At 63.5% G+C, this 19,246-nt stretch carries 18 protein-coding genes; all 18 read right to left on the minus strand.

Annotated elements, in window-relative coordinates; genetic code table 11:
• Positions 1-5 precede the first annotated feature (5 nt).
• The gene (locus F4X08_10025) at positions 6-959 is read right to left on the minus strand and encodes a glycosyltransferase (protein ID MYD26137.1); all 954 of its coding nucleotides are present in this window, start codon (positions 957-959) and stop codon (positions 6-8) included.
• A gap of 20 nt (positions 960-979) precedes the next feature.
• A complete protein-coding gene (locus tag F4X08_10030; protein MYD26138.1) occupies positions 980-1,768 on the minus strand; it encodes a glycosyltransferase family 2 protein in 789 nt (262 codons plus the stop codon).
• Positions 1,769-1,793: 25 nt separating this feature from the next.
• Positions 1,794-2,579 (minus strand): glycosyltransferase family 2 protein, encoded by a 786-nt coding sequence (locus F4X08_10035; GenBank protein MYD26139.1) that lies wholly within the window; start codon positions 2,577-2,579, stop codon positions 1,794-1,796.
• An 18-nt stretch (positions 2,580-2,597) separates the two neighbouring features.
• Complete coding sequence (locus tag F4X08_10040) at positions 2,598-4,451, minus strand: cation acetate symporter (GenBank protein MYD26140.1); 1,854 nt, start codon at positions 4,449-4,451, stop codon at positions 2,598-2,600.
• Positions 4,452-4,460: 9 nt separating this feature from the next.
• Positions 4,461-4,772: a DUF4212 domain-containing protein gene (locus F4X08_10045; GenBank protein ID MYD26141.1), complete on the minus strand. Its 312-nt coding sequence runs from the start codon at positions 4,770-4,772 to the stop codon at positions 4,461-4,463.
• A 28-nt stretch (positions 4,773-4,800) separates the two neighbouring features.
• On the minus strand, positions 4,801-5,376 hold the full coding sequence (locus F4X08_10050) for a class I SAM-dependent methyltransferase (GenBank protein ID MYD26142.1): 576 nt from the start codon (positions 5,374-5,376) through the stop codon (positions 4,801-4,803).
• Positions 5,377-5,402: 26 nt separating this feature from the next.
• Positions 5,403-6,548 carry a glycosyltransferase family 9 protein gene (locus F4X08_10055; GenBank protein ID MYD26143.1) on the minus strand — a complete coding sequence of 382 codons (1,146 nt, stop codon included), beginning with the start codon at positions 6,546-6,548 and terminating at the stop codon, positions 5,403-5,405.
• Between the two features lie 10 nt (positions 6,549-6,558).
• Positions 6,559-8,484 (minus strand): ATP-binding cassette domain-containing protein, encoded by a 1,926-nt coding sequence (locus F4X08_10060; protein MYD26144.1) that lies wholly within the window; start codon positions 8,482-8,484, stop codon positions 6,559-6,561.
• 18 nt (positions 8,485-8,502) lie between these two features.
• On the minus strand, positions 8,503-9,648 hold the full coding sequence (locus F4X08_10065; protein MYD26145.1) for a glycosyltransferase family 4 protein: 1,146 nt from the start codon (positions 9,646-9,648) through the stop codon (positions 8,503-8,505).
• A 94-nt stretch (positions 9,649-9,742) separates the two neighbouring features.
• On the minus strand, positions 9,743-10,729 hold the full coding sequence (locus F4X08_10070; protein ID MYD26146.1) for a radical SAM protein: 987 nt from the start codon (positions 10,727-10,729) through the stop codon (positions 9,743-9,745).
• 6 nt (positions 10,730-10,735) lie between these two features.
• On the minus strand, positions 10,736-11,611 hold the full coding sequence (locus F4X08_10075; protein ID MYD26147.1) for a glycosyltransferase family 2 protein: 876 nt from the start codon (positions 11,609-11,611) through the stop codon (positions 10,736-10,738).
• A gap of 7 nt (positions 11,612-11,618) precedes the next feature.
• A complete protein-coding gene (locus F4X08_10080; GenBank protein MYD26148.1) occupies positions 11,619-12,638 on the minus strand; it encodes a polyprenyl synthetase family protein in 1,020 nt (339 codons plus the stop codon).
• Between the two features lie 78 nt (positions 12,639-12,716).
• A complete protein-coding gene (locus tag F4X08_10085; GenBank protein MYD26149.1) occupies positions 12,717-14,183 on the minus strand; it encodes an NADH-quinone oxidoreductase subunit N in 1,467 nt (488 codons plus the stop codon).
• On the minus strand, positions 14,180-15,781 hold the full coding sequence (locus F4X08_10090; protein MYD26150.1) for an NADH-quinone oxidoreductase subunit M: 1,602 nt from the start codon (positions 15,779-15,781) through the stop codon (positions 14,180-14,182). The genes F4X08_10085 and F4X08_10090 overlap by 4 nt, the downstream gene beginning before the upstream one ends.
• Before the next feature lie 38 nt (positions 15,782-15,819).
• Positions 15,820-17,745 carry an NADH-quinone oxidoreductase subunit L gene (nuoL, locus tag F4X08_10095; protein MYD26151.1) on the minus strand — a complete coding sequence of 642 codons (1,926 nt, stop codon included), beginning with the start codon at positions 17,743-17,745 and terminating at the stop codon, positions 15,820-15,822.
• 39 nt (positions 17,746-17,784) lie between these two features.
• Positions 17,785-18,087 carry an NADH-quinone oxidoreductase subunit NuoK gene (gene nuoK / locus F4X08_10100; GenBank protein ID MYD26152.1) on the minus strand — a complete coding sequence of 101 codons (303 nt, stop codon included), beginning with the start codon at positions 18,085-18,087 and terminating at the stop codon, positions 17,785-17,787.
• Between the two features lie 30 nt (positions 18,088-18,117).
• On the minus strand, positions 18,118-18,633 hold the full coding sequence (locus tag F4X08_10105) for an NADH-quinone oxidoreductase subunit J (protein MYD26153.1): 516 nt from the start codon (positions 18,631-18,633) through the stop codon (positions 18,118-18,120).
• Positions 18,634-18,673: 40 nt separating this feature from the next.
• Positions 18,674-19,243: an NADH-quinone oxidoreductase subunit I gene (locus F4X08_10110; GenBank protein MYD26154.1), complete on the minus strand. Its 570-nt coding sequence runs from the start codon at positions 19,241-19,243 to the stop codon at positions 18,674-18,676.
• Positions 19,244-19,246: the final 3 nt, after the last annotated feature.

Genomic DNA, 19,246 nt, shown 5'->3' on the forward strand with positions numbered 1-19,246 from the left:
CGTGCTCAACTTTCGCGGCCCGCCCACCCGGACGTCGACCCCAGGATCTCGCGGTCGGTTGCTACGGGATCCGGGTCGGATCGCCGCCGCGTCCTCACCGCATCAACGAGGCGCGCCGCGTCCATCAGCGCACGCGGGAAGGTCAGGTCGCCCTTCAGCACCGCGCCGAGGAAACGAGCCATCATCCAGAAGACATGCGACACCAGATACCTGAGGTCCCGCATGTTGCGCCACACGAAGAGAATCCGGTTTCTCGCGCTGACGCGGTCGATGAAGGCCCGGTCGTGCCGCGTGGCGATCGTCGCGCCGTGTTCGTGGGTGAGCCGGCTTTCCGGTTCGTAAAGCACGGTCCAACCCCGCTGATACGCGCGGTAGGACAGGTCCAGATCTTCCGAGTAGAACGGGGCGTACAACGTATCGAACCCGCCCAGTGCCAGGTACTTCGACCGAGATACCGCCATGGCGGCCCCGTTGGCGTATAGGGTGAGTGTACGGCCTTCCCGCAGGGACTCACGTTCCGCCCACCTCAGCCGCAGCAGTCCGCAGTGCATGGCGCCCCGCACGAGACCGCCGCCGGGACGCCCGTCCCCGGCCTGGTAGACCCGTGGATTGACGGCGAACACCCGATCATCACGGAAATGGGAAAGTAGGGGATCCAGGAAAGGGCCGGTGGCGACGACGTCGTTGTTGAGCAGGACCACGACCTCGTGCGAAGCCCGCGACACCCCCGTGTTGCAGGCTGCGGCGAACCCCCTGTTCCCGTCGTGCCTGACCAGGACCGCGTCCGGACAGGCTGCCCACGTCCTTTCAGCCGTGTCGGCCGTGCTGCCGTCGTCCACCACCACGATCTCCGCCTGGTCCGCTGTCCCGTGGTCTTTCATTGAACGCAGGCACCGTTCGACCAGATAGCCTGCATTCCACGTCGGGATCACGATACTGCATCGTTCGCACTGTGCCATGACTCCATCCGAATCGGCCGTCACGCGGAGGGCTTTGCCGGACCTTCCGCGCGCCCCTCCGCCCCGTTTTCTCCCTGCCAGACCTTGACCAGCCTCAGGAACGAGTAAATCCCCATGCTCAGGCTGAAGAGGAGACCGGGAAATCCGTCCCGGTACCCCCTTTTCACAATGTAGCACTTCCAAGCCATGCCGAGGGGGGAAAACACCAGGCGCAGCCGTCCCACGCGCTGTCCCGCCTTGATCCGCTCCTCCGCGTCCACGGAGGTGTACTGGTCGATGCGGGCGATGAAATCAGAGAGCGTGTTGTGCGAATCGTGGTAGAGATCTTCGTGGATCAGTCCAAGCTCGCCGTGGCCGTTTATCTCGATGTGGGCGTGCGCACCGCCGGTCCAGTACCCCTTGCCGTTTTTGAGGAGTCGGGGCTGGTAGCTCGGGTTGAGCGTTCCGTGCCGGATGGGAAACCGGAGAAAGTGTTCCTGGCGGTGGATCTTGTACCCGTCGAAATCCCCGCCGGACCGCAGCAGATCGCGGATACGCGCTTCGAGCCCTTCCGTGACGTATTCATCCGCGTCGAGAAAGAGGATCCAGTCCCCCCGGGCCTGCTCCATGCCGAAGTTCCGCTGGCCGGCAAAACCGGGCCACGGCCGCTGATACACGCGTCCCCCGCAGGATTCCGCGATTTCCACCGTGCCGTCGGTGCTGCCACTGTCCACCACGATGATCTCATCGGCCCAGGAAACCGGGTCCAGGCAGCGCCGGAGCTTGCACTCCTCATTGTACGTGATTACGACGACGGACAGCGATTGCATGGGAGACGCCGGTGGATGCGCGGTTTCAGGAGGATCGGCCCCCCGCGCCCGACTCGGCGTCGGCGGAGCCCCGGAGATGAAGGTGCCAGAGCTTGGCGTACTTGGTGAAAACGTAACAGGCGGAAAGGCCGCACAGGATGAAGCCCGGCAGGCCGTCCAGAAAACCTCTACGCAATACGTACATTTTGAACAGGGTAAAAATCGGACGGAAAACCAGATCTGTCAAACGGAAACGCCTGCCCGACCGGTAGAGCTGGCGGGCGCCGAGGCTGGTGAAGCTGTTGAACTTGTCCAGGTAGTGGTGGAGGGTGGGATCGGTATCGTGGATCATGGGGTGCTTCAGATCGCCGACCGGTCCCTGGATACGCAGCGTCTCGTGCACCTCGTCGTCGGTGAACCGGGGATCGGCCCCGCGCCGGAAAAGGCGAAGCACGTAGTCGGGGTACCATCCGCAATGCCGGATCCAGTGTCCCAGGAAAAGCGTCTTCCTCGCGATCCGGTAACCGGCGCGATCATCCTTTGCCGCGACGGCGAGGATTTCATCCCGCAGGTCCGGTGGAACGCGCTCGTCGGCATCCAGCCAGAGCACCCAGTCGCCCGTGGCGTGCTCCAGGGCCAGCTGCTTGGTCGGCCCGTAGCCCAGCCACTCCGATTCGACGACACGGTCGGCGTACTCCCGCGCGATGGCGACGGTATCATCGTCGCTCCCCGAATCCACGAGCACGATCTCGTCGGCGAACCGCGCGCTCTGCAGGCAGGCTTCGATCCGTGGAGCTTCGTTCCGGGCGATGATAATGACGGAAAGGGACATGGCGCCGGCTCCCGGGGATCAATGTTCCGGGGCCGATTCGATCATCACCGCGGGTCCCGCGTCTTCCGGTTCCCTGACCGAGTCGACCATGGCCTCGATTTCCTTGCCGGGCCTGGGGAAAAGCGACGTGAGCCCCAGGGTCACGGCGAAGTTGATCAGCATGCCGATCGTCCCGATCCCCTGGGGACTGATGCCGTTGGCGAACAGTCCGAAGGTCCAGGTTTCCATGCCGAAGAACACGCACGCGATGATGTAGAAAGCCGTAAAGCCGATACCGGCCAGGATTCCGCACACGGCGGGTATCGTACCCACGCGCTTGCTGAAAATGCCCAGTACGATGGCGGGGAAGAAGCTCGCGGCGGCGAGGCCGAAGGCGAAGGCTACCACCTGGCTGACGAAACCCGGCGGGTAGATACCGAATACACCGGCCACGATCACGGCTACGCCGATCACGCTACGGCCCACGGAAAGACGCTGGCTCTCGCTCGCGTTCGGGCGCAGTACGCGGTAGTACAGGTCGTGGGAAACACTGGACGAAATAACGAGCAGCAGCCCGCTGGCCGTGGACAGGGCCGCCGCCAGACCGCCAGCCGCGACGAGCGCGATGATCCAGCTGGCCAGTTCGGCCATTTCCGGCGTCGCCAACACGATAATGTCACGGTCCGGACCGGAAAGCCCCCGGGCCCTGAGGGCCGTGCGCCCATCCGCCCCCGCGGCGCCGTCCGAATCGAGCCAGGCCCGGTGGTCGACCTGTATGGAGGACAGTTCCGTGTGCGACAGGGACCCGCCGCGAAAAATCTCGTTGTCGTCACCGGCCGAATACCGCATGACGCCGTCTCCGTCGTCCATCCACAGGATCAGGCCGGTCTTCTCCCAGTTCTCGAACCACGAAGGCAGTTCCTGCACGGTCTTCCCGTTCAGACTGTCGATCATGTAGTACCGCGCGAAGGCAGCGGTCGCGGGCGCCGTAAGGTAGAGCAGGGAGATGAACAGCAGCGCCCAGAAGGCGCTCCAGCGCGCCGCCTTGACCGACTTGACGGTATAGAACCGGACGAGCACGTGGGGCAGGCCCGCCGTGCCCACCATGAGGGCAAGGGCTACGCAGAATACGTTGACCTTGTCCCACCCCCCCACGAAGGTGGCCGTGTAGCTGCTGAACCCCAGGTCGGCCTGTATCTGGTTGAGCTTCTCCAGCAGGTATACGCCCGTCTCGCCCGCGATCGAAGGCTCCAGCGTGCTGCCGAGGCCCGCCTGCGGCAGGGGACTACCCGTGAGCTTGATGCTGATGGCGATGGCGGGGATGAGAAAGGCGGTGATGAGCACCCAGTACTGGGCGACCTGGGTCCACGTGATGCCCTTCATCCCTCCGAGCGTGGCGTAGATGAAGACAATGGCCATCCCGATGATGACGCCGATATGGATGTCCACCTCGAGGAACCGGCTGAAGACGACGCCCACGCCGCGCATCTGCCCCGCCACGTAGGTAAAGCTGATGAAAATTGCGCACGAGACGGCCACCACGCGCGCGAGGTCCGACGCGAAGCGGTCTCCCACGAAGTCCGGCACGGTATAGTGGCCGAATTTCCGGAGGTACGGCGCGAGCAGCAGCGCCAGCAGGACGTAACCGCCCGTCCAGCCCATGAGATAGACGCCGCCGGCGTATCCCATCGTGGAAATCAGCCCGGCCATGGAAATGAAGGACGCCGCGCTCATCCAGTCGGCGGCCGTGGCCATGCCGTTGGCCGCCGCGGGCACGCCCCGTCCGGCGACATAGAAGCCCCGGGTGTCCCGGACCCGGGTCCGCCACGCGATAAAGAGGTAGAGACCGAATGAGAGGGCTACGAAGAAATAGGTCCAAGCCTGTACCGACATCGGCCGCGTCTACCCTTCCTGTCTGGTGGTTTCGAGTTCCCGGCGGTGCCGATTGTCCAGGCGGTTCATGTACAGGCAGTAGGCCAGTATGAGCAGCACGAAGACGATGATGCTGCCCTGGTGGGCGAACCAGAACCCCAGGGGAAAGCCGGTGCCGGATATGCGGTACGCGTTGAGCGTGTCCGCGAACAGAATGCCGGCCCCCAGTCCGGCCAGGGCCCACAGCGCGAGCAGCACGGCCATGATCCGTATGTTCGCCCGCCAGTAACGGCTGAGCGCCGCGGCGGCCCTGCTGCCGGCGGCTTTCGTCGAATCAGACATGTCGGTCCTCCGGTTCATCCCTTTCCGTTCAGGGCTTGACCACGGTCAGTTTCGCCTCCACGTACATGCCGGGGAAGATGAACGCGAGGTATTTCTCCCATCTGCGGGGAAACCAGTTGGCGATCAGGCTGATGCCCAGCACCCGGTAGACGTCGCTGAAGATCAGCCTGCATTCGTCCATTCGAAACCGCCCGTCCCTGCACATCTGGGTAATGGTCACGTAGCCGAAGTGATGATAGTGCGTCAGGTCGCCATAGGACAGCTGCGACGAGTAGTGGGGCGTGACGATGCGGATCGAAGCCCCGGGCCGCGCGATGCGGTACACTTCGTCCATGGCCCTGGCCGGCTGGAGGATGTGCTCCAGGATATGTGACATCTCGACGTGATCGAACTGTGCGTCGTCGAAGGGATAGGGGTAGTCGTCCAGGCTGTGCACGACGTCCACGTGCGCCGCATCGTTGATGTCCAGGCCGACGGCCCCTTCCAGCTTCCCGAAAGGTCCGCAGCCCAGATCGAGTTTGGTCGCCATGTTCACCCGTTCCCGTGCCATGGAGGCGTTCGCCTGAGCGGGCAACATGGTATGGACGGGCAGGGGTCGTGTCAAGTGAATTAGGCCGTCCCGGACCGGGTTCAGACCCGGATGATCTCGCCCGTTTCGCCGCTGCCGGAATCGTCGAGCATGGCGGTGATTTCGCGGCACACGCGGTCCGGCGGGATCTCCTCGATCCGTTGACTGGCGGCGTAGAAGGCGCGGTGCCTTCGACCGGGCGGCTTCCAGAAGGCCGGATCGCTGGTGGCGTGGAAGGACAGGGTCGGCGTCTCCACGGCGGCGGCCAGGTGGAGGACCCCGGTGTCGTTGCATACGAGCAGGTCCGCGGCGCGGATCACGCCGGCGACCTCCCGCAGCGACAGGGGCGGCGCGCTGTGCAACTGAGCGGATGCCGCATCGCGCAGTGCGCGCAGCAGTCCTTCTTCTCCCGGTGCCGGGATGACCAGGATCCGGGCGGAACGCCGGGCGGCCAACTCATCGCAGACGCTGGCCAGCTGCTCCACGGGGTACCGCTTCCTCGCGTCCCCGGTGCCGAAGTGGACGGCAACCACGGGGCCTCCGGGCTTCCCGGGATCCCCGTCCAGGCCATCGATCACCGCCCGGCCGGCCGCCCGTTCTTCCGCGGTCATGGCGTAACGGTAGGACAGGTCGTCCGTATCGGCGCCCACGTGCCGCACCACGTCCAGGTTCCACTGGATCTGGTGCCTGGGTTCCGGATTCACGGGTACATTGATCGTGTAGAAGGGATTGTGGTCGAGGTGGTCGAAGGTGGGTGTTTCGGGTCCCATGACCACGGAAGCGCCCGAAAGCCAGGCGATGAGGTCGCTGGACAGGGAATGGGAAACCGTGTTGAACACGACGGCGAGGTCGACGGGGTTTCGCATGAGATCGACGAAAGACCGGATGTCCCGGGGCCGCCAGCGGAAACCGGATTCGTGGAATAGCAGGACCTCGTCCACGTCCGGATTGTTTCGGGCCACGGGGTACAGGTACGCGCGGACTACCAGGGTGATGTGCGCGTTGGGAAACCGCGCCCGCAGCGCGTGGATCGCGGGGGTGGTCAGCAGGAAATCGCCGAACTGATCGTGTTGCCGGATAATCAAAATCCGGTTGATGCGATCCGTATCGACCTCGCCGGGCGGCGCGCGGCGTTTGCCCAGGGGATGTCTGGCCAGCCATTTGAGCACCCGGGTCTTGAGCCGCTTTTCGATAGGATACCACATCATCGCCCGTCCGTTATTCCGCCACCGGTTCCTGGTCCCGGAACTGCAGGTTGTAGAGCTTCCGGTACAGGCCGTCTTCCTGGATCAGCGACCCGTGGACGCCGGCCTGCACGATCCGGCCGCGGTCGACTACGACCACCCGGTCCGCCTTCTGCACCGTCGAAAGGCGATGGGCGATGACCAGGGCCGTCCTGCCCTTCATCAGCCGGTCGATGGCCTCCTGGACCAGCAGCTCGGACTCGGTGTCCAGGCTGGACGTGGCCTCGTCGAATATGAGGATCTGGGGATCCTTCAGGATGGCCCGTGCGATGGCGATGCGCTGGCGCTGCCCCCCGGAAAGCCGCACGCCCCGCTCCCCGAGAAACGTATCGTACCCATCGGGCAACTGCTCGATGAAGGCGTCCGCGTTCGCGGCGGCCGCGGCGGACTGTATCCGGTCCAGGGGCATGTCGGCCACGCCGTAGGCGATGTTGTTGCGGACCGTGTCGTTGAAGAGGATCACGTCCTGGGTCACGATGCCCATCTTCTCCCGGAGGGAGGCCACAGTGACCGTACGCAGTTCTTTCCCGTCGATTTCGATGCGCCCCCCGGTCGGATCGTAGAACCGCGCAACGAGATCCACCAGGGTGGACTTGCCGCCGCCGCTGGGTCCCACGAGCGCCACGGTCTCGCCTGATCGGACCACCAGGTCGATCTCTTCCAGGGCGGGATCGGAGACCGTATCGTACCGGAAAGTAACGCGATCGAGCCGGATCTCCCGCCGCAGGTCGGGCAGCGGGACCGCACCTGGAGCGTCCGTGATCTCCGGGGCCGTGTCCAGCACTGAAAACACGCGGTCGGCGGCGGCGATCCCTTCCTGGATCCGGTTGTGCACCTGGCCGAGTTCCTTGACCGGTTTCATCATCGAAAAGAGGGCCAGGAAGAAGGTCAGGAAGTCCTCGGGCGCCAGCAGGCCGCCTTCCAGCACCTGCCGCCCGCCGTACCAGAGGATCGCCAGGCCCACGGCGCTGCCCAGGATCTCCGTAATGGGGCTGGCCAGGTTGTGCATGTGAGTCAGGCGGAGCAGCGTGCGGAAGTAGTGTTGCGTCTGCCGCTTGAACTTGCCGATTTCGAAGGACTCCATGTTGAAGGCCTTGACCACCCGCACGCCGGCCACGGTCTCCTGGATCGTCGAGGTCATGTCGGCCATGGCCTCCTGGGAAGCCGTGCTGCTCCGCCGAAGGCGCCTGCCTACCGTGGTAATGACGAGGACGCTCAGGGGAAGCAGCACCAGCGAGACCAGCGTCAACTGCCAGCTGAGGATCAGGAGGATCGCGAGGAAGACCACGACCAGCATGGGTTCCTTGACCAGCGTGCCGAAGGCGGCCGAGATGGTGCCGTTGATCTTCATGACGTCGTAGGACACGCGGGAGATGAGCTCTCCCGTACGTTCCCGGTGGAAATAGGACAGGGAAAGGCGGTGCAGATGGATATACAGGTGGTTCCTGAGGTCTTTGATGACCCCGTTCTCGGCGTAGGCCATCAGGTAGGCCTGCAGGTAACTGCTGATGTTCTTGAGCAGGAGGATGAACAGGATGATCAGGCAGAGGCGCTCGAGGGTTGCCTGCTTGGTCGGCCTCCTGATCAGGTCGTTGGTGCGTTCCTTCAACGTCTCGCGCAGGCCCGTCATCCCGGTGCGCTGTTCCAGCCGGTTCGCCGAATCCTGCGCCATGTCGAGCTGCCCGCCCTGCCCGGGTTGTCCGCCCTGCCCGGCTTGGCCAGGCTGCCCGCCCTGCACCGTCTGTACGGTTTCCTGACTGAAGAGGGTCTGCAGAAAGGGCAGGGCCACCCAGACCGTGGCGCTGCTGGTCAGCGCGAAACAGGCCATGCATACCATGGCGCCGGCCATGAAATACCAGTAGGGTTTTACGTATGAAAGTACTCGGAGATACAGATTCATGGGGGGTCGATTAGAGGGTCAGGCGGGAGGAGCCATTGAGGCGGCGTAGAGCGCTTCCACCCGGTCGGTCATGGTGTCGAGATTGAAGCGTGCCCTGGCCCGTGCACGGCCGGTCTCCGCGATACGCTCGCGCAGACGCTCGTCCATCAGCAGCGATTCGACCGACTGTGCAAGCCCCTCCGCGTCGCCTCCCTGGAAGACCAGGCCCGTTTCGCCTTCCTCCACGGTGTCCAGCGTACCGTCCGACCGGGTCGATACACAGGCCACGCCCATGGCCATCGCCTCGATGACCGTCGCGCCGAAACCCTCTGCTCTGGAGGGGAATATAAAAACGTCCATGGCGTTCAGCAAGGCGGGAATGTCACGCCTGAAGCCCGTGAACAGCACGGACTCACCGAGGCCGAGTTCCCGGGCACGTTGAACGATTCCGACGTGGTACGCTTCCTCGCCGTAACTTGCCTCGCCCACCACGACGAACCGCAGGGACATCTCCGGATGGCGGTCCCGGAGCATCCGGGCGGCCTGCAGGAACTCCTCGTAGCCCTTGCCAGGAGACACTCGGCCCACGGTCCCCACCAACATGGCTTCGGAGACGATTCCGAGCGATCTTCTCGTGTCTTCCCGGTCGTAGAGGGACGGATCGAACCGTTCCAGGTCCAGGGCCGGATGCACCGTCACCACGCGGTCCGGCGGGACGGGACAGGTCTCCCGCACGTTCCTGTTCAGCGTCTCCGATACCGTGATGACGCGGGAAACGCGCCGGTACAGCCAGCGGTGCAGCGGGTCCTTCTTCGTTACGTAGGAACCGACGTGCTTGGTAAGCAGTAGCGGTCCCCCGAACCCCGCCAGCCGCGCGGCCGGCACGGCTTGCCAGAGGTCGCGGGACAGGTGGAGATGGAGGACGGCGGGCCGGAAGCGGCGGATGTAGCGCCGCAGCGCGCACGTCGAAAGGGGGTTCACGTAACCGCCGATGGGGACGGTTTCCACCGTGAAGCCCTGTTCACGGGCCTCGCCGGCAATCGATCCCTTTGGATGAAGCACCAGGCGCACGTCGTGACCGCGGTCCCGGAGTTTTCCCGACAGGATCGGAACGTGCATCTCCGTACCGCCCCAGGCCAGGGAGGAGCATACCTGCAGGATGCGCGCGGGCGCTATGCCGGCCATGGCAATCCTCTAATCGATGGAATCGGGGATCGGGATCGGATCGGGGACGCTTACGGATATACAGGCGGGCCCGCCGGTATCACTTACGCCGGCATCACTTCCACACCTGGTGCCAGGCGCATTCCGTCTGGAAGATGTAGTTGTTGCACTGGCTGCAGATCTCGAGTTCGTCGTACCGGTTCTCGATCATCTTCTGGCGGATCTCCTGGATCGGCGCACCGTTCCAGACTTCCCTGATCGACTGCTTCGAGACGTCGCCCACTTCCACCCTGAAGTCGAAATCGAGACAGCAGATGGACACCCGGCCGTCGTTCGCGATAACGAACTCCTCCCAGGGATGCTTGCAGGGGAAGGTGAAACCGCCGGTGGCCGACGCCTCGGCCTGGTCGCCCACGTTCTTGTCTTCCACGCTGCCCGTCCAGGTGGTGTAGCTTTGCACCACCACGTGGTCGGCGATGGGCTTCCAGAGGTCCCTGAACGCGTCGATCTCGTGCTGGGTCTCGGCCATGTTGATGATGGTCACCGTGATTTCCGGCGTCTTGCTGCGGACGGACCGCTTCAGTTCCATCAAGTACCGCGCGTTCTCCACCACCTGTTCGTAGTCGAGCCCGACGCGCACCGCCTCGAAGGTCTCCGCCGTCGCCCCGTCGATGTCGATGTTGATCTTGTCCAGCCCACAATCGATGAGCTCCTGCGCCTTCTGCGGTGTGATGAGGGAACCGTTGGTGCTCACGCTGACCGGCACGCGGGGCAGCTTTTGCTTCGTATACGCGATCATGTCGACGAGTTTCTTGTTGATGAAGGACTCTCCGAACATGAAGGGTTGTATGAGCCGGATGTACCGGGCGTTTTCGGCACATTCGTCGATGATCTTGCGGTACAGGTCCATGGGCATGTTGCCCTTCTTGCGGCTCAACAGTTCACGCGGGCACATGATGCAGTCGGCGTTGCAGTAACTCGACCCCTCGATACTGATCACTTCCGGAAACCGCAGTTTCCGCGCAACGATGGCATTGCGCAGAACCCGCTGAACCGGCTCGTACCGGGACGCCGTCTTGTAAAGGGAGTCTTTAAAGCCCATCGGTTGTCAGTCGTCCTTCCAGTTGAATTCGTCGTCGCCACCCCGGATCAGCCGGTTGTAGCCCGGCTGGCGGGTCCGTACCTCTTCGGTTCGTATGGGCGGGAACATCCGGCCGCCCCGCTTCCTGTACATCCTGTATTCCCAGGTCTTCGCGTACCCGGACATGACCGAAACCGATGAGAGAAGGCATAGCAGAAGTCCTTGCATCCCATCCAGATACCCTCTTTTCATCACGTACAACTTCCAGAACGCGCCCAGGGGAGCGAGGGCGATGTGCACCCAGGTTATCTTACGGTCCGGCCGCGCTTTCAGCCGGTTCCTCACCTCGATCGACGTGTACTCGTTCAACTTCTCGATATACTGGTACAGGCTGGTATAGGCATCGTGTACAAGCGGTGCATCGAGGCAGCCGGTAGACCCGTCGACGACGAAGGTCTCATGGACCTGGGTCCGTGTGACCTTCGTCTTGCACCGGCGGAACAGCCGGAGCGGCCGGTCGTCTCCCCAGCCGGCCGCATGGCGGATGTGCCGGGAGAGGAAGTAATTCTCCCTGGGCATATGATAACCGTCGCAGGATGCGGGTGACGCGAGAAGGCTTCGGATCTCCGACTCAAGCGGCTCGCTGAGCCGCTCGTCCGCGTCCAGGTTCAACACCCATTCGGAAACCGCCCGGTCCAGCGCCTGCTGCTTCTGCTGTCCGCTGCCGTGCCGGTCTTCCTGATACAACCGGACCTTGTCGTGGCCGTTGCAGATCTCGACCGTCCGATCGGTGCTTCCGCAGTCCACCACCACGATTTCGTCCACCCAGTACACGCTTCGCAGACAGGTATCGATATGCGGTTCTTCGTTATAGGTAATGACGATTACGGATATCGTATCCATACCTGCGTCATCGATCCCGTTCTATAGCGTAGTCGACCATGTTCAGAAGCGCGTCCTTCGCCCGGTTCTCCGGCTCGTCGCCGAGGATCCGCTTGGCCTCCTCCGCGTAGGCCAGCGCTTTGCCTTTCGCGTAGCGGATGCCGTCGTGGACGTGGACGAACTCGACGATCTCGTCGCAGACCCGGTCGCTCCATTCCTCCTTCATTAACTGCTCCACGCGCCGGTTACCGTCGGTGGTAGCGTTCCGGAGGGCGTGGATCAGCGGCAGGGTGACCGTCCCTTCCCGGAAGTCGTTTCCCCTCGGTTTTCCGATGATGTCTTCGTCTCCCGTGTAATTGAGGATGTCATCCGTGATCTGGAAAGCCATGCCGAGCTTCTCGCCGAAATCGCCGAACCGGCAGGCCGTCTCGGCCGAACGGCTTGAGAGATATGCGCCGGAATCGCACCCGCACGCGATGAGCGAGGACGTCTTGTTGCTGATGATGCGATAGTACTCCGCCTCGGTCGTCCGGATGTTGAACCGGCGGATGGCCTGGTGCAACTCGCCCTCGGTCAGCCGTTCCACGCATGCCGCGATCTTCGCCGTGATCCGCGAACAGTCGAGTTTCGCGATCAGCGTCAACACCCTGGCGATCACGTTGTCGCCCATCAGCACCGAGACGTGGTTGTCCCATTTGGAATTCAGTGTGGGCAGACCGCGGCGCGTGGTCGCACGGTCCACCACGTCGTCGTGAATCAGCGTCGCGGTGTGGCAGAGCTCGATGATGAACGCCGCCAGCATGGTCTCCCGGCACGGCGTACCGTATGCCGAGGCCGAAAGGAATACCAGCGCGGGTCTCAGCCGTTTGCCCTTGGTGCGAACCAGGTGGGCCCAGATCTGATTGATGACCTCCACGTCGGACTGGGAGATCTCGCTGATCTTCTGCTCAAACTGGTCGAGATGGACCTGGACCGGCGCGCTGATGGTTCGGAAGTCTATGAATGCCCTCCGGTTGGCTGGCGTTGGCGCCCGCTGAAATACCTGAATATATGGCGTGAAACCGTCCGGAAGTCAACCCAATTCGCCGATGCCGGCCCATGGGCGGAAACGGCGGAACGGCCAGGCTTACGGCAGCGTCATGACCGCCCGCTCGGCCAGTTGAAGCAATTCGGAGGGGAAAACGCCCACGGCCAGGATGGCCAGGGCGGAGAGGCAAAGCGCGGTCATGCCGCTGTAGGACAGGCGGCCGGCGGCTTCGGCCGGCGCTTCGGCCGCGGGCCGCATGTACATCCAAACCACGACGCGGAGGTAGTAGTACAACGACACGCCGCTGAAAAGCAGGCCGATCACGGCCAATTCCACGTATCCTCCGTACACCAGCGCACTGAAGAGATAGAACTTGGCCATGAACCCGGCCGTGGGCGGAATGCCGGCCAGGGAAAACATGACCACGGCCATGACCGCGGCGACGAGCGGACGGCGGCTTCCAAGGCCGGCCAGGTCGTCCATGGTCGCGCAGGGAATCCCGCGGGCGGAAAGCACGGCCAGTACCCCGAAGGCCCCCAGGTTCATCGCCGTGTACACGATCAGGTAGAAGACGATGCTCGCGCTGCCGTCCTGGCTGTCGGCCATGAGCGGCAGCAGCATGTAGCCGGCATGGGCGATGCTCGAGTAGGCCAGTAGTCTCTTCAGGTTCGTCTGAACCAGCGCCACGACGTTGCCAACGCCGATCGTGAGGACCGCCAGCACCGAGATCAGCGGGATCCATTCCATCTGAAGGCCGGGAAAAACCGAACCGAGCAGCCGGATCAACACCACGAAGGCGGCCGCCTTGGAACCGGTGGACAGGAAGGCCGCGACGGGCGTCGGCGCGCCCTGGTATACGTCCGGCGTCCAGGCGTGGAACGGGACCATGGAGATCTTGAAACCGATCCCGACCAGGAGCAGGCCCAATCCGCCGAGCAGCAGGAGATTCACGGCGTCGCTGCGCTCCTCGCCCAGCGTGCGCGCGATGGCTTCGTACTCCGTGCTGCCGCTCGCGCCATAAAGCAGGGCCATGCCGTAAAGAATGAAACCGCTGGCGAAGGCACCCAGCAGGAAGTACTTGAGCGCACCCTCGTTCGAGCCGGCGTCCCGCTGTTCGAAGCCGATCAGCACGTAAAGCGAAATGGAGAGTACTTCCAGGCCCAGGAAAAAGGTGAAAAGGTCGGTGCTCGCCGCCATCATGCTCATGCCGGACACGGCGTAGATGAGCAGTGCGTAGTACTCCCCGCGGTCGATGGAACGGGCTTCGGCGTAGGAGATGGAGATCAGTACGGTCAAAACGGCGCCGGCGATGAACACCAGGGTGGCCACCAGGCTGAAGTCGTCCATCACCATCATGGGCGATACGTCCGAGAAGGCGACGGGTCCCCGGCCCAGCTGGTTCACGGCAATGACGCCGGATACCGCCAGGAGCAGCAGGGAAAGATAGGGGATCCCCTTGCGAAACCGTTCGAACAGGCCGACGATCAGGACCACGGTCGCGGCGGACACGAGCATGATCTGCGGCATCACGGCGAAGAGGTTTATGGCGGGCAGGGCCGTATTCATCGCGTATCCTGGCTGGTTTCAGGGGTGGCATCAGGGCCGGCCGGCTCCGCAGGGCCGGACAGTCCACCCGGACCGGACAGTCCAACCGGACCAGCCGGCAGCGATTCGATGGACGAAGGGACCATCCCGGCCGGTGGCGTCTCGGCGAGACGGTGGGTCTGGACCAGCAACTTCTGCACCGAAGCCTCCATGGTCCTCAAGAAAGGATTAGGATACACGCCGATCCAGATGATGAAGAGGGTCATGCAGGCAAGCACGGCCGTCTCCCGGAACGACAGGTCCCTGATTCCCCTGTTCTCCTCCTTCGTCAGTGGACCGAAGACTACCTTGCGGTACATCCTGAGCATGTAGACGGCCGCCAGGATTATCCCGGTGGCCGCGACGGCCGCGATCAGGATGTTCTGCTGAAACACGCCGACCAGTATGAGAAACTCTCCGACGAAACTGCTCAGGCCCGGCAGGCCCACGGAGGCCAGGGTAAACACGAGCAGGAAAGCGGAGAACACCGGAATCGTGTGCCACAACCCGCCGTACGCTTCCATGTCCCAGGTGTTCCGGCGCTGCACGAGCATCATGGCGGCCAGGAACAGTCCGCCCGTGGACAGCGCCAGGCTGACGATGTGGACGACCGCGCCCTGTATGCCGTGCTGGTTCAAGGCGAATACGCCCAGCACGACGAATCCCGCGTGACTGATCGTCGAATAGGCGATCATCCGCCGGATATCCGATTGCGCCAGGGCGATCAGTGCGCCGTAGACGATACCGGCCGCCGCTACGGCGCACATCAGGGGCGCCAGCTCGGTGAGGGCATCGGGGAACAGCGGAAGGGTCAGGCGTATGAACCCGTAGGCCGCCATCTTGACGAGCACCACGGCGAGGACGATGGCATCGGGCAGCCACGTGTGAAAGGGCACCATGGGCACCTTCACCGCGAAGGCGGCGATGAAAGCGAGGGCGAGCCAGAACTGTACCTCCGGCGGTATGGACAGCTGGTAAAGCGCCGCCATCTCGAAGGTGAGGACGTCGTGGGCCTGGTGGTGGAGAAAGGCCAGCGTGATGACCGCGGCCAGCATGAGCAGGCTGCCGAACACGGCAAACAGGAAGAATTTCAGGGCCGCCCGGGCGCTGTTTTCATAACCCCAGATGCCGATCAGGAAGTACATGGGGATCAACATGCCTTCCCAGAAAAGGAAGAACAGGAACAGGTCGAGGGAGAAGAACACGCCCATCAGGGTGGTTTCCATCAGCAGCATGAATACCTGGTAGGCCCGGACCCGCTCGCTCACGATCGTCCAGGTGCCGAGCAGGGCCAGGGGCCACATGAGCGCGGTGATCCCGGCGAGGAGGATGCTGATCCCGTCCGCCCCGACGTGATAGGACACCCCCAGGGACTCGATCCAGGGCATTTGCTCCACGAACTGCGGTTCGCCCAGGTGCGCCTTGAAGGCGCCGAAGCAGACCGCGAAGAGGACGAGTACCAGGGCCGAAACGCCGAATCCCACCCAACGGGCGGCCGTGTCCCCTTTGACGAAGAGGAGCAGGACGGCGCCCAAGACAGGCAGCCAGATGATGAGGGACAGGTAAGGCAGTTCCGTCATGTACAGTACCTTCGGATCCTTTGGGTTACGGTCCCAGGTTACGGTCCCAGGTAACCGGTGATATAGGCGAACACGACGAGCGCGCCGATGACCATGATCAGCGCGTAGTTCTGAACGACCCCCGTCTGCGTATACCGGATCGCGTTCCCCATGCTGCGCACCGTCAGCGCGGCCAGGGTCAGTCCCCCGTCGATGATCGCGGAATCCAGGATGCGCCAGCATCCCCGGGCGATCTTCCTCACCGGTCCCACGATGAAGGCGTCGTAGATTTCATCCACGTAGAACTTCTCCAGCGATAGCGTATACAGCGCTCTCGGCACCAGGCGGTCGAAAACCCTGTTGCCGCGTATGTATACGGTGTAGGCACCCCAGATACCTGCCGCGGCCACCAGTAGGGCCAGGACCATCAGGGCCAGCTCGACGCTTGCGGAGGGAACCTGCGCCTCCGGCAGACCGGAGAACACCGGCGCAAGGAATCCGCCGAACCGGTCCATACCCGCCGCGAACACGTGGGGGATGCCGATGAATCCGCCCACGGTGGAAAGAACGGCCAGCAGGACCAGCGGTATGGTCATGACGCGGGACGACTCGCGGACCTTTTCGGTCTCGTCCCGGCTCAGCTTGGTCTCACCGCCGAAGGTCATGAAAAGCAGCCGGAACATGTAAAAGGCGGTCATAGCCCCGGTGGCCAGGCCGACCACCCACAGCACGGGGGCGTTGACGAAGGCACCCAGCAGGATCAGGTCCTTGCTGAAGAAACCCGCGAACGGCGCGACCCCCGCGATGGCCAGGGTCGCCAGCAGCATGGATTTGTAGGTCACCGGCATGAGATCGCGGAGCCCGCCCATGTTGCGGAGGTCCTGGGGGTCCCTGCCCTTTTCCAGGGCGTGTTCCAGCGCGTGTATGACGCTCCCCGCGCCCATGAAAAGCAGGGCCTTGAAGAACGCGTGGGTGACCAGGTGGAAGATCCCCGCGGTGAAGTAGCCGACGCCGCAGGCCAGGAACATGTACCCCAGCTGGCTCACGGTGGAGTAGGCCAGGACGCGCTTGATGTCGTACTGGGTCAGGGCGATGTACGCGGCGAAGATGGCCGTGACCGCGCCGACGACGGCCACGACGGTCATGGCCGTGGCGGACTGCGCGAAGAGCGCGTGGCACCGGGCGACCATGTACACGCCCGCGGTCACCATGGTGGCCGCGTGGATCAGCGCGCTGACGGGCGTGGGGCCTTCCATGGCGTCCGGCAGCCAGACGTGGAGGGGCACCTGGGCGGACTTGCCCATGGCCCCGATGAAGAGCAGCAGGGTGACGGCCGTGATGACCGGGGCGAGCACGGCCGGGTCCGCCGCGAACACGTCGGCATAGGTGAGCGAGCCGGCGTACAGGAAGATCAGGAGCAGGCCCAGGATGAAGGCGAAATCGCCGACGCGGTTCACCACGAAGGCCTTCATGCCCGCGCTCGCGGCGGACTGCCTTTCGCACCAGAACCCGATCAGCAGGTAGGAACAGAGCCCGACCCCTTCCCAGCCGACGAACATCAGCAGGAAGTTGTTGCCCATCACGAGGATGAGCATGGCGAACATGAACAGGTTCAGATAGGAGAAATACCGGACGCAGCAGACGTCCTTGCCCATGTAGCCTATGGAATAGACGTGGATCAGCAGGCCGACCCCCGTTACCACCAGCATCATGACCGTCGAAAGCGGATCGATCAGGAAGGCCACGTCCACCGCGAAGGTGCCCGAAGTGATCCACGAGTAGACGACCACGTCGACGCTGCGTTCCCCTGCCGGCAGTCCGATGAGCTGGAAGAAGACCCCCAGCACGAGCAGGAAGGACAAGGCCACCGTGGCGCAGGCGATCATCCCGGATACGCGGGGGTTCCGGTTGATGAATACATTGATGAAGGCCCCAAGGAGGGGCAGAAAGGGGATCAGCCAGACGTAACTGAAGGATTCGGTCATGGGGTTAACGCAGGGTCCAGGGCTGGCCGGCCGGGCCGGCTACCAGCGCAGGGACCGGACCTCGTCGATGTTGACCGTTCCGCGGTTGCGGAACAGCAGGATCACCAGGGCCAGGCCGATCGCCACCTCGGCGGCCGCCACGGTAATCACCAGGAACACGTAGATGTGGCCGTCGGCCATGCCGAACTGCCGGGCGAAGGCCACGAAAGAGAGATTGGCCCCGTTGAGCATCAACTCGATGCCCATCAGCACGATGATGGCGTTCCGCCGTACCAGCACGCCGGTGGCGCCGACCAGGAAGAGCACGGCACTCAGGACCAGGTAATAGGTGACAGGGATCATGGGTTCGTCGACTCCGGCAAGGTCAGCCCCTCACTCGCCCACGGAAACGGTGCCCTTGCGCGTCAGCACCACGGCGCCCACGATGGCGATCAGCAGGAGCACGGCCGCGATCTCCACGGGCAGCAGGTATTTCGTGAACAACAGCGTTCCGATCTGTTCCACTTCGCCGAAACCGGCTCCGCCGCCATCGGCCGGAGGGGTCGTTCCGCCGCCTGCATAGGACATGATCATGGCCGCCACCGGCAGGAACAGCAGCGCGGCCAGGAGAACGGCCAGCGGTTTCTGAATCCGGAACACCCCGCCCTCCTCGCGGCTCAGGTTCAGCAGCATGATGACAAAGAGGAAGAGGACCATGATGGCGCCGGCATACACGACGATCTGTATGATCGCGACGAACTGGGCGTCCAGCATCAAGTACAGGCCGGCGATGGATATCATGACCATGATGAGCAGTAGCACGCAGTAGATCGGGTTGCGCTGCAGTATCATGGCCACGCTGCTCGCGACGGCTACGATGGCGAAAAAGAGGAAGAAGTAGATTTCCATGGAATCTCGTCGGGTCCGTCCGTCCGGTTCTCCCGGCCGCTCAATGACTACCCGGGCTACCCGGGTCGGGAAGCTGATCTCCCCGGGGGCGCGTGAAGGCCTCCCGGCTCTTTCGAAGGACCTGGCCCAGCGTGCCCTCCTGGTCTTTGGTTTCATCGTAGTTCTTCAGCAGACGCTCCCGGTCCCAGATCATCTCTTCCCGCGACGTGGCCACGAGTTCGATGTCGTCCGTCATGTCGATGGCGTCTTCGGGACAGGCCTCCACGCACATGCCGCAAAAAATACACCGGAGCATGTCGATCTGGAACGTGCGGGGGATCTTCTCCCGGTCGTTCCATTCCGTTTCCACGCCCTCGATAGTGATGCAGTCGGCGGGACAGGCCACGGCGCACATCTCGCAGGCCACGCACTTGATCCGGTCCTGCTCGTCCTTGTTGAGCCGGTGGGCGCCGCGGTATCCGGGCGGCAGGATCTTCTGCACCTCCGGGTACTGCATGGTGACCTTCTTTTTGAAGAGGTGCGCGAGGGTCAGGAGCATGCCCTTGATCACCGCGGGAAGGTACAGCCGCTCCGCCAGGGTCATCTTGCGCGCTTCAACGATGATTGCCATGGA

Source organism: Gemmatimonadota bacterium (assembly GCA_009841265.1).
In the GTDB taxonomy this organism is placed as follows: domain Bacteria; phylum JAAXHH01; class JAAXHH01; order JAAXHH01; family JAAXHH01; genus JAAXHH01.

Excerpts from the sequence above, each read along its gene's own strand:
- F4X08_10025 (MYD26137.1), bottom strand. The coding sequence starts at position 959 with ATGGCACAGTGCGAACGATGCAGTATCGTGATCCCGACGTGGAATGCA.
- F4X08_10030 (MYD26138.1), bottom strand. The coding sequence starts at position 1,768 with ATGCAATCGCTGTCCGTCGTCGTAATCACGTACAATGAGGAGTGCAAG.
- F4X08_10035 (MYD26139.1), bottom strand. The coding sequence starts at position 2,579 with ATGTCCCTTTCCGTCATTATCATCGCCCGGAACGAAGCTCCACGGATC.
- F4X08_10040 (MYD26140.1), bottom strand. The coding sequence starts at position 4,451 with ATGTCGGTACAGGCTTGGACCTATTTCTTCGTAGCCCTCTCATTCGGT.
- F4X08_10045 (MYD26141.1), bottom strand. The coding sequence starts at position 4,772 with ATGTCTGATTCGACGAAAGCCGCCGGCAGCAGGGCCGCCGCGGCGCTC.
- F4X08_10055 (MYD26143.1), bottom strand. The coding sequence starts at position 6,548 with ATGATGTGGTATCCTATCGAAAAGCGGCTCAAGACCCGGGTGCTCAAA.
- F4X08_10060 (MYD26144.1), bottom strand. The coding sequence starts at position 8,484 with ATGAATCTGTATCTCCGAGTACTTTCATACGTAAAACCCTACTGGTAT.
- F4X08_10065 (MYD26145.1), bottom strand. The coding sequence starts at position 9,648 with ATGGCCGGCATAGCGCCCGCGCGCATCCTGCAGGTATGCTCCTCCCTG.
- F4X08_10070 (MYD26146.1), bottom strand. The coding sequence starts at position 10,729 with ATGGGCTTTAAAGACTCCCTTTACAAGACGGCGTCCCGGTACGAGCCG.
- F4X08_10075 (MYD26147.1), bottom strand. The coding sequence starts at position 11,611 with ATGGATACGATATCCGTAATCGTCATTACCTATAACGAAGAACCGCAT.
- F4X08_10085 (MYD26149.1), bottom strand. The coding sequence starts at position 14,183 with ATGAATACGGCCCTGCCCGCCATAAACCTCTTCGCCGTGATGCCGCAG.
- F4X08_10090 (MYD26150.1), bottom strand. The coding sequence starts at position 15,781 with ATGACGGAACTGCCTTACCTGTCCCTCATCATCTGGCTGCCTGTCTTG.
- nuoL (MYD26151.1), bottom strand. The coding sequence starts at position 17,745 with ATGACCGAATCCTTCAGTTACGTCTGGCTGATCCCCTTTCTGCCCCTC.
- nuoK (MYD26152.1), bottom strand. The coding sequence starts at position 18,087 with ATGATCCCTGTCACCTATTACCTGGTCCTGAGTGCCGTGCTCTTCCTG.
- F4X08_10105 (MYD26153.1), bottom strand. The coding sequence starts at position 18,633 with ATGGAAATCTACTTCTTCCTCTTTTTCGCCATCGTAGCCGTCGCGAGC.
- F4X08_10110 (MYD26154.1), bottom strand. The coding sequence starts at position 19,243 with ATGGCAATCATCGTTGAAGCGCGCAAGATGACCCTGGCGGAGCGGCTG.